This is a genomic window from Candidatus Zixiibacteriota bacterium (genome assembly GCA_026397505.1).
Taxonomy (GTDB): Bacteria; Zixibacteria; MSB-5A5; order GN15; family PGXB01; genus JAPLUR01.
Genome location: JAPLUR010000109.1, coordinates 1 through 10,349, shown reverse-complemented (window position 1 = coordinate 10,349; position 10,349 = coordinate 1). Strand labels below are relative to the sequence as shown.

Annotated in this window: 10 protein-coding genes; 3 read left to right on the top strand and 7 right to left on the bottom strand. The window is 49.8% G+C overall.

What is annotated here, in order from left to right; all coding sequences use genetic code 11:
- Positions 1-107: 107 nt before the first annotated feature.
- Positions 108-1,289 carry an FG-GAP-like repeat-containing protein gene (locus tag NT002_11255; protein ID MCX6829840.1) on the top strand — a complete coding sequence of 394 codons (1,182 nt, stop codon included), beginning with the start codon at positions 108-110 and terminating at the stop codon, positions 1,287-1,289.
- A 137-nt stretch (positions 1,290-1,426) separates the two neighbouring features.
- Complete coding sequence (locus NT002_11250) at positions 1,427-2,281, top strand: NAD(P)-dependent oxidoreductase (protein MCX6829839.1); 855 nt, start codon at positions 1,427-1,429, stop codon at positions 2,279-2,281.
- Between the two features lie 30 nt (positions 2,282-2,311).
- On the opposite strand, the gene NT002_11245 is transcribed toward NT002_11250, so the two are convergent.
- From NT002_11245 to NT002_11220, 6 genes are all read right to left on the bottom strand, one after another.
- Complete coding sequence (locus NT002_11245; GenBank protein ID MCX6829838.1) at positions 2,312-2,809, bottom strand: peptide deformylase; 498 nt, start codon at positions 2,807-2,809, stop codon at positions 2,312-2,314.
- Positions 2,810-2,842: 33 nt separating this feature from the next.
- Positions 2,843-3,607 carry a class I SAM-dependent methyltransferase gene (locus NT002_11240; protein MCX6829837.1) on the bottom strand — a complete coding sequence of 255 codons (765 nt, stop codon included), beginning with the start codon at positions 3,605-3,607 and terminating at the stop codon, positions 2,843-2,845.
- A 66-nt stretch (positions 3,608-3,673) separates the two neighbouring features.
- On the bottom strand, positions 3,674-5,350 hold the full coding sequence (locus tag NT002_11235; GenBank protein MCX6829836.1) for an NFACT family protein: 1,677 nt from the start codon (positions 5,348-5,350) through the stop codon (positions 3,674-3,676).
- 233 nt (positions 5,351-5,583) lie between these two features.
- Complete coding sequence (locus tag NT002_11230) at positions 5,584-6,141, bottom strand: Fe-S-containing hydro-lyase (GenBank protein MCX6829835.1); 558 nt, start codon at positions 6,139-6,141, stop codon at positions 5,584-5,586.
- 28 nt (positions 6,142-6,169) lie between these two features.
- Positions 6,170-7,012 (bottom strand): fumarate hydratase, encoded by an 843-nt coding sequence (locus NT002_11225; GenBank protein MCX6829834.1) that lies wholly within the window; start codon positions 7,010-7,012, stop codon positions 6,170-6,172.
- Positions 7,013-7,058: 46 nt separating this feature from the next.
- Positions 7,059-8,363: a M48 family metallopeptidase gene (locus tag NT002_11220; GenBank protein ID MCX6829833.1), complete on the bottom strand. Its 1,305-nt coding sequence runs from the start codon at positions 8,361-8,363 to the stop codon at positions 7,059-7,061.
- An 85-nt stretch (positions 8,364-8,448) separates the two neighbouring features.
- On the opposite strand from NT002_11220, the gene NT002_11215 reads away from it, so the two are divergent.
- Positions 8,449-9,426, top strand: a complete 978-nt coding sequence (locus tag NT002_11215) for a DMT family transporter (GenBank protein MCX6829832.1) — start codon at positions 8,449-8,451, stop codon at positions 9,424-9,426.
- A 59-nt stretch (positions 9,427-9,485) separates the two neighbouring features.
- On the opposite strand, the gene rpmA is transcribed toward NT002_11215, so the two are convergent.
- Positions 9,486-9,737, bottom strand: a complete 252-nt coding sequence (gene rpmA / locus NT002_11210) for a 50S ribosomal protein L27 (GenBank protein ID MCX6829831.1) — start codon at positions 9,735-9,737, stop codon at positions 9,486-9,488.
- Between the last annotated feature and the right edge of the window lie 612 nt (positions 9,738-10,349).

Below are 10,349 nucleotides of genomic sequence, written 5' to 3'. Positions count from 1 at the left end.
GACTTCCGAAAGCGCAAAGACTATGTTTCTCCTGCTAAAATCTAACTCGTTATACGACATTAGGTGTCTCCTTTTGAATCAGCTTGTAAATCTTAAGGATACACCTCTTGTCGTTTTTACACACTTATAAAGATATTACCGATATAGATAACAATTCTGATGATGACTTGATTATCGCCGATTTTAGTAAGGATAGTATTACCACAAAAGGCATTGGATTTGTCACTCCTAAGAATTATGCGGTCGGCGATGGCCCCAGTTTTGTGAGCGCCGCCCAGCTTGATGATGACGGATATTGCGACCTGGTCGTTTTGAATGAGAACTCCAGGAGTATCTCTATTCTGCTCAACGATGGAAGCGGCGGATTTCTGACGGCGGCCAGTTACCCTACAACCACAAAACCCACCTCCGCAACTTTGGCCGATCTTGACGGCGACGGCGACATTGATCTTGCCATAGCTAATGAGGGAAGTTATCCCGGTTATGATCAGAAGACTTTTCTCAACGATGGGAACGGTAGTTTCATACCGGGCTCTTCTCTGCCGGCCAGCTATCATTGCCTCGCGGTTGCGGCCGCGGATCTTGACGACGACGCCGACAATGATCTCATTTATGTCGGCTCTGATTCCCGGTTTTTTGTGTTTATAAATGAAGGGAGCGGTACGTTCGCTGATTCCGTAGTGTACGAAATGTCCCTCTCACCGTTTAATATCTTTGTCGGCGATTTTGATCTCGATGGCGACCCCGACCTGGCTTTAAGTATGAACGGGGATGGAAACATTGCTGTTTACTATAATGACGGCAACGGCGTCTTTGGAGATCCTCGGTTCTATCGATTTGGCAATGCCGATATTAACGGCTTTGCTGGAGCGGATCTCGATAAAGACGGCGATACCGAGCTAATCGCGGTCAGTCAGACCGATGTCACCGATAGTATGAAAATTTTCTGGAATCGGAGAGATTTGATTCCGACTGATATCGATTATGAGGACCGACCCAGCCTGAAGCCGACTCGGTTTGCGCTGTTTCAGAATTTCCCCAATCCGTTCAATCCGGTTACAACCATCGAATATACGGTTCCGGTTCGGGCGGAAGTGGCCATTACCATCTACAATATTCTGGGGCAGACCGTGCGCAGCCTGACCGACGGCCCTAAAGCGCCCGGAACCTATCGGATCAACTGGGATGGGCGCGACAGTGGCGGACATCAGGTTTCGACCGGAATCTATTTCTACCAGATCAAGGCGGGAGATTTCACGGCATCGAAAAGGATGATTCTCTTGAAATAAGCTTAGGCTGCATACATTTCATAAAGGGACGGCGGTTGCTGTCCCTTTTTTTGTCCTCTTCACGGCCCTATCTTTTAATTATATTCCCAGACAGTATTATGTACAAGACATAACGATCGAAATTGAGGATAGCCAAGATGAAGACAGGATTTATAGGTTTGGGGTCGTTGGGGAAAGCGATCGCCCGACATTTGATTGATGAGGGAGTGGAACTTACAGTATGGAATAGGACCCGGTCCAAAGCAGAGGAACTGGGTGTGCCGATCGCCGAATCACCGGCCGAGCTTATTTCGCAAACGGATACGGTCATTCTAAGTCTCACCGACAGCACGGCGGTGCAGGCGGTTCTGATGGGTGAGAAGGGGTTGCTTGCAGCCGATTGCCGGGGGAAAATTATCATCGATACCACCACCAATCATTTCGAATCGGTCCTCTCGTTTCATCAAGCGGTTAAAGAAAGGGGCGCATGGTATCTTGAAACGCCGGTATTGGGGAGTGTTATGCCGGCCTCGAAAGGGCTCCTGACCGTGCTGGTCAGCGGGGAAGAGGAAGCTTATGAGAAAGCAAAGCCGCTTATCGGGAAAATCGGCAAGACCATTTTCTATCTTAAAGAGCCGACTATAGCAACCAAAATGAAACTGGTCAACAATCTGGTGCTGGGAACCCTTATGGCTACTCTGGCCGAGGCGGTGGTGTTGGGGGAAAATGTCGGCATTCCAAAAGAGAAGGTGCTGGAGATTCTTTCAAAAGGGGCGGGAGATTCGATGGTGCTGAACGCCAAAAGAGAGAAATTGCTCAAAGAGGATTTTGCCGTGCATTTCTCCTCGGCCATGATATATAAGGACCTGCACTATCTTCAGGACCTGGCGCGCACTATGCGGCAACCACTCCTGACCGGGAGTATCACCAAAGAGATATTCGGGATGGCCTTTACCAAAGGGATTGAGAATCTCGATTTTTCGGCGATATACAGAGTTTTTAGAGAATATTGATTGATCGCTACAGTATCTGATTAGTCAATTTTACTTAATTGTAATCTGAGAGCGCAGTGCAAACGATTTGTGATCTGCCGCCCGCTGTACGGCGAGGATACCATCGAGATGATCGCATTCATGCTGGAGAAGCTCTGATAAATCACCTTCAAGACTCTCCGATTTTTCTTCCCATTTGAGATCGCGATATTGAATACGGCAGTGCGGGTGGCGCAGGACTTTCACCATCAAGTCGGGGAACGACATGCAATCGTCCCAGATTGCGATCATCTCCTCCTCCGGGAAAGTGAGAACGGGATTAATGAATACGACCTGTCTGGGACTATTCATATAGACGAGCCGTTTTTTTACGCCGATTTGCGGCGCCGCGATGGCCCTTCCGAATCCGTATTTTTTCCGAAATTCCTGCAACGTGTCGGCCAGATCCTCAGCGACTTCTTTCATTTCATATAAATCATCCATAGTAACCTCGGCGGAGATTTCATAAAGCTCCGGATTACCCAGTAGAAGAATTTCTTTTGCGGCCATCACTCAATCCTCATGCAAAGAACAAGACGACTTTCAAGTCTTAATTCCGATAAAAACCGGATAGGATTCATTTGCGAGACCATCGGCGATATTGGCCAAGGGTGATTGCAGTTGCACCACTTCAAAGCCCACCTCTCTTAGCGTCTCACTCCAGGTTTTGAGCGGGAAAATCCCCAGCGCCATGCGATCGGTTTGGATATCGAGAAATCCCTCACGGCGGATCAAATAGACGAAGGTGCATTCATAGGTGCTGTCGGAGGGATCGGGATCATAATTATTTTCGATATAGGTCAATTCTATGTTGTCTTTCTTATGATTCTTGACTTCGGTTCGGTTCTGGATAAAATGCTCGGCCCACTCTTCGGCGAAGGTTATCAGGAGGCCACCTCTTTCGAGATGCTCGTAGGCGGTGAGAAAGGCGGCTCTTAATTCCTCGAGTGTTTCCATATGCGCCACGGCATCATGCAGAATCACGGCATTAAACTTACGATTGAGCCGGACAGAGCGCATATCCTCGGGGATATATTCCACCTCGGGGTTGAGTTTCTGCGCCAGCGTCATCATCGGGAGGCTGACATCGATTCCGGTGATGTTAAATTCACTTTTGAGCACCCAGTCGAGAGCGCCGCCGCCGGAGCCGAGATTGAGGATTGTTTTGACACCCTCGGCGCCATATTCCTTTATCAAACGGATAAAGAATTCCCCTTCTTCAATATAATCCTCGTGATGCGATATTATCGGCCAGAGCCACGAAAGGTCATGGTACAGCCGCATGGATTCATTACGTATTATCTTCATTCCCGTTCATTTGTCAGGGGCGCAAGACTCCTGATTTGCCAGGTCTGAGACAAGCGTAAATCTATCTTAATCTGCTTTCCTGGGTTCAACCATCACCATTTTCTCTCGCTCGACTGTCACCAGCCCCGGCTTGGCCTTGCGCGGTTTGTGGACATATCTTCGTTCCGTGTATATCACCGGCACGGATTTGGAATTTTTCGCCTTGGAATGATACGCGGCAATGGCGGCGGTTTCCAGAATCTCGGCTTTGGAAGGCTTGAAATTCTTATCGGGGAATTTCATCACCACATGCGACCCGGGGCACTGCGAGGCATGAAACCAGAGTTCGTATGGTTTGGCGTGGCCGAAGGTAGTGCTGTCGTTATCGGTACCGTCACGGCCGACAAAGATGGTGATGCCGGTGGCAAGGGTGTAAGGTTTATACGGCAGGCGCGGAGCGATTTCCTTTCTATCGACCGCCTGCGGCAGAAGCTCCTCGATTTCGGTGCGGTATTGCTGTGAGGCAGTCTCATAATTATTCTCCAGCGCCGATAGTATCCGCCGTGCATTCGCCAGTTCTTGTCGGGCCACTTCGCCGCGGCGTTCCAGAAGTGCCACCCCTTCCTTTCCCTTTCGATATTTTTTGAAATACTCGTCCGCATTTTCGGCGGGGGAGAGGGCCGGGTCAAGCGGGATGGAAATTTCGCCCCCCGTTTCGAGATAGATATCCTTGAGGACAATTTTGTCCATTCCTCTTTTCATCGAGGAAAGATTTATTTTGAGAAGCTCGGCATAGCGGCGGTACTCCTCAAAGCGGTCGGCAGCGGCAATGTCCTCATCGACCTTGACAACTTTCCGTTCCAATTTTTTCACCCATCGCGCGACCGCATCGATCACTTTCTGAGTTTCGGAAATTTCCTCTCTGACCTCGCGATGCGTTTTGATGGCATCATAAATGGCCGGGGATAGAGAATTGCTCTTATGGTAATCCTCTTTGAGATAATGAAGACGAAAGGGATAGACACCCCGCCCGGCGGCGGTATCATAAGAATATCCATGATGATAATCATCGAATTTATGGGCCACGGCCTTTATCGTATCAACCAGGCGTGATATGGCGCTCTCATCGAGGGCATGAGGCGATATATCGCCGGTGATTCCGACCTGATAGAGAATTTCATTGACCAGGTATTCATCAAGACCGATCAGAATTTTCCTAAGAACAAGGCCGATGCTCGGCCCGGTCTGTGATTTTAGCATGGCCGATATATCGGCGTGATTTATCTCAAAAGGATTCAGCTTAATCATCGACGGGGGAGGGATATACTTTGTCGATGGTTCGAATTTCTTATGCCGAAGAGTGGCAAGTATGACTTTGGGTTCATCCAGCAGCCAGATATTGCCGTTGGGGCCGATAGCCTCGACTATTATTTCATACTTTGTACCGTCACATTCGATGGCAATACGGAAAATACGGTCAAGGCCAATCTGCCTGACAGAAATGACCGTCCCACCCTCGGCGGGCTGAAAAAAAGGCCAGGGTTTTTCGTTGGTGTCGACATTTATCTTCCCGGCGGGAATCAGGAAAGCACCAAAGCCGACCGGATGGTAAGACAAACCGAGAGCGAGTGTCCCTTTCTCTTTCTTGAAGAAGAGATAGGCCTCCCGTTCTTTTTTATAGAAAGCGGTGCCGGTAAAACAGGAACCGATGATGTTATCATTCAGCTCTTTGACCAGCGAATATATATGCAGGGCGGTTTGCATGGAGGGAATATAAGGTATTCTATAAAGAAGGTCAAAAGGGTATGTGGATTCAAACAGGCAAGCAATATTTCAATATTGTGTCGGTTCTTTCGCTAAATTTATCAGGCGTGTGAAGCGACATCATTCCCGTTGTTAGCAGACGCACCGGGTCATATTCCGCCGAAAGACAGGAACAAGAAGAAAAAGGGTCGCCATACAAGTCAACCCCTACGAAATATCAAATAATTGCGGCTTTACTTCTTTTCATACTTGGCGACGCCCTCTTTGAAAATATTTCCGCCGTGGCAGTCTAGCGCAACGATCGCGGGAAATTCTTTGACCGTCAACTTGCGAATCGCCTCGGCGCCCAGCTCTTCGTAAGCAATCAGTTCATTTCCGGTGACCGATTTGGCTATCAGCGCCGCCGCTCCACCGACCGCGGCGAAATAGACCGCTCTCTTCTCTTTCATTTTTGCGACCACTTCCGGTCCCATTTCCCCCTTGCCGATCATCCCTTTAAGGCCGACCTCGATCATCCGCGGGGAGTAGGCATTCATGCGGTATGAGGTTGTCGGGCCAATCGAGCCGACCACCTGCCCCGGCTTGGTCGGGCTGGGGCCGGCAAAATAGACGATTTGACCCTTTGGATCGAAGGGGAGCTTCTCGCCCTTATCGATCAGGTCCACCAGTTTCTTATGGGCGGCATCGCGGGCCGTATAGATCACCCCGGTTATCAAAACCTCATCACCGATTTTGAGATCAGCGACGACCGTATCGGTAAGGGGGGTGCTGATATGTTTCTTATTGGCCATGGCATTTATCTCCGGTTATTATTTTCTTTTAAAGGACAATCTCTTTATGCCGGGCGGCGTGGCACTGCACATTGACCGCCGCCGGAAGGCTGGCGATATGGCAGGGGAACACCTCAATATGCACATCAAGTGCAGTAGTGGTGCCGCCCAGTCCCTGCGGGCCGATACCGAGCTTGTTGATTTTATCGAGCAGTTCGATTTCGAGATCGGCGTAGAATTTGTTGGGGTGGCGATTGCCGATTTCGCGCAGGAGGGCTTTCTTGGCCAGATAGGCGCATTTCTCGAAAGTACCGCCAATAGCAACGCCGACAATAATCGGCGGACAGGGGTTGCCGCCGGAGCGGCGCACGCGGTCAATCACAAAATCTTTGACCCCCTGAATGCCATCCGATGGTTTCATCATTTTCACCTCGGACATGTTCTCCGAGCCGCCCCCTTTGGGGGCAATGATGATTTTCAGTTTGTCGCCGGGGACAATGTCGGTATGGATGACGGCCGGGGTGTTATCACCGGTGTTTCTCCGTTCGAGCGGATCGCTGACGATCGATTTGCGCAGATACCCGTCTTTGTATCCCCGCCTGACACCCTCATGCAAGGCTTCATAAAAATCGCCGTCGACAATTTCGACCTGCTGGCCCAGCTCCACAAAGAGAACCGCGAAGCCGGTATCCTGGCACATCGGCGCTGTCTCGTCATGAGCGATTCTGGCATTTTCGAGAACCTGATCCAGAATCCCCCGCGCCACCGGCGATTCCTCGACCTCTTTCGCGTTCTTGATCGCCGTGACCACATCCTGGCCCAGATCGTAAGAAGCATCGATCGACAGTTTCCGAACGGCGTCGATAATGACTTTGGTACTTATTTGACGCATATCTTTTCCTCCGTTAATTCCTATCAAATGATAATTTCATATCAGGTTATACACCCGGGTGCGTTCGACGGTACAGCATCCGGGCGTTTTCCATTCTTTTTTTCAGCGCCGGGTGGTCATAGAACCAGAATTCAATCAGAGCCGGCGGCTCCGGGTCGGAAAGATTGGCCACCGAGAGTTTATCGAAAGCGGTGACCGCCTCATCACCGGTCACTCCCGATATTTCCAGACCATATTGGTCGGACTGATATTCAAAGTAGCGGCTGGCGCCATTCTCAATCGGCTGAGTTATAAAACTGAAAATGGTAACGAAAAGCAGGATGAGCGGCAGGCTGGCCATATCCCCCAGGTGGGTGAATCCCAGGCGACGGCTCTGGCGGCTGATAAAACGAGGCAGCAATTTGTCAATCAGATACCCCATCAAAAACATTATCACAACCGCGATAAACAATCCGTACCAAATGTGGTTTTTCAGATAGTGCCCAATTTCATGACCCATGATGAATTTCAGTTCATTGACACTGAAGTTCTTGATGGAGGTGTCATACAATACGATCCTTTTGGTGCCGAACATGCCGGTGAAATAGGCGTTCACCTTGGAAGACTGCTTGGATGCATCAACTTCATATATGTCGGGATTGGTGATGCCTGCCCGGCTGGCCAGGGCGATCATTTCAGTCTTCAGTTCCTGGTTCTTAATCGGTTCGAACTTGTTGAAAATCGGCGCGACAAGTACCGGGAAAATGACTATGACCAGAACCATGAAAGGTATGATGCCGATTGCGAAATAGAGCCACCATTTCTTGAAACGGTTTATCAGCCAGTACAGGATCAGGAAAATGAAAAATCCGAAGATAAATATTACGGCGAAGGTTTTGAGATTATCGCCCATCCACTGGCCGAAGGTTTGATTGGAGAATCCATAATCATGCTCGACCACAAAATTGCGGTAATAATCAACGGGGAAATTGATGAGGGTCATGAAGAGCAGGAAGAAAATAAAATAGAGAAGGTAAACCAGGAATTGCTTTTGGGTGATGCCCAAGGCCCATTTCCGGAATCGGGCCGAAAGGCCGGTATACAGGACGATAATAAGAATAGCAATGCTGACGAAAAATGATATGAACCGCCAACCGTTGACAAATTTCGAATAAGAAATCAGTTTGGCTTTTCTATCGGGCGACATAGGATATTCAAAATCGGCCGAGGACGTCTTAGTGGCGGCCGATGAAATGGTATCGGAAGCGGGGATCGAGGAGGTATCGGGCGGAACGGCGGATGAATCGGGCACCCCGGCAAAAATAGTTCCGGTTAATAAAAGCAGGGAAAAAACAAGGATGGACAACCTCATGGCATGGCTCCGGAAATCGGTTATCTTTTATCCGATGATAATAGCCAAAATCGTTTTGAAAGTCAACATTTGAGGCGGGGGACAATTGCCTGAATTGGGCCGGTTTGCGGCGGGAATTTCTTTCTTTCGTTTCGGTTCTCGATTATATTCCCCCATGCCTTTTGTAGGAGAATTAGCCGCCTTATCGACTGCCTTTCTCTGGTCGTTTACCTCTCTTTTTTTCACCTCGGCCAGCCGCCGTATCGGGGCATACTGGGTTAACAAGTTTCGCATTTTATTCGCCTCAGTCTTGCTGGCAACAACCCTGCTTATCGCTACGGGGCATCTTTTTCCGGCGGAAACTGAGGCCAAGTCATATTACTACCTTATTTTGAGCGGCATTATTGGTCTTTCCATAGGTGATTTATTTCTGTTCCGTGCCTTTGTAACAATTGGGACCAGGCTGACCCTTCTGATCTTTTCGGTCTCACCGATAATCACGGCACTGGTGGCGTGGGGGATGCTGGGCGAAACCCTGAGTGCAATGGCGATTCTGGGGATTGTTGTCACGATATCAGGCGTGGCCTGGGTAAGCGCCGAGCGAAATGCCAATGGAGTCGAAAGCAAACCCTCTGATAGAAGGAAAAGATGGCTGGGAATCTCTCTGGCGGTCGGTGGGGCAACCGGGCAGGCGATCGGTCTGGTGCTGGCCAAAATCGGGATGGGGCAGAATATCCAGCCGCTTCAGGCAACTTTTATCAGGATGATTTCAGCGGCGATTGCAATCTGGCTGTTTGGATTCTTAAGGGGAGACACAAAGGAGGTTGCCGAGAAATTCAGCAACCGGAGAGCGATTCTGCTGGCGCTGGGCGGTTCGGTTTGCGGGCCGTTTCTGGGAGTATGGCTGTCATTGGTTTCGATCAAGTACACCGAGACCGGTATTGCCGCCGCGATCATGGCGATTGTGCCGGTGATGGTGATTCCGCTGGTGGTACTGTTCTATAAAGAAAAAGTATCGTGGCGGGCGGTGATTGGGGCAGTGATTGCGGTGGGGGGAGTGTTTCTTCTGTTCCTGGCGACATAAAGGCAAAAAAAATCCGCACCTGAAGTTGGTGCGGATCTTAAGTTCCATTTCCAAAACAGCTATTCGAGAACCGAGACGATTTTCTTATCGCGCCCTTTGCGCTCGAATTTAATCACGCCGGTGATTTTCGCGAACAGGGTATCATCTTTGCCGATACCGACATTGGCGCCCGGGAGGATTTTGGTCCCGCGCTGGCGGATGATGATTGTTCCGGCCGGTACCGCCTCGCCGCCGTAGGCTTTTACGCCCAGACGCTGGCCCTGACTGTCGCGGCCATTGCGCGAGGAACCGACACCTTTTTTGTGAGCCATAATATACTCCTTAATAAATAATCTTCAGTTTCAGGTCCCGCCAAGGCGGGACGGCCCGTTATTATACTGAAATCGGCCAAAAAAGCAAGTTCTTTTGTTATGCTATTGTCTGAAAAGCAATTAAGTCCCTTTGGTTGGAGTGGGGAATGGAAAAAGTAGCGCAAAATCCCGAAGGGTTTTGCGAACCTAAGACAAAAAGGCCCTGCCCCCCGTAAGGGGAAGGGCTGAATCTATACTATAATATCGCGCTGATGCCTACTTGGCGACCGGCTCCTGCTTTCAAGTTGCGCGGGGTCTTGTCCCACCGATGTTATCGGGGGGATGTGACCCCGCGGTCGGTCGGTCTCAGGTCCAATCCTTGAATATTGGAATGATGCCTTGATCGTCGGTGAAATAGGCGCGCGCACTTGACCATTTCCAGTCTTCTGGATTCGAAACTTCTCCTGCAATGACCGGATTGTTGTGGATATATTTGGAGTGAACCCCTTTTGTTGGACAGGTTAGGGTAGGACGGTTTGGCGGTTCACTTTTTCGTTCCTCAGTAGGGCCTCGAACTCGTTGGGTGGTCGATAGCCCAGAGAGGAATGCAATCGTTTCTCATTATAGACATCC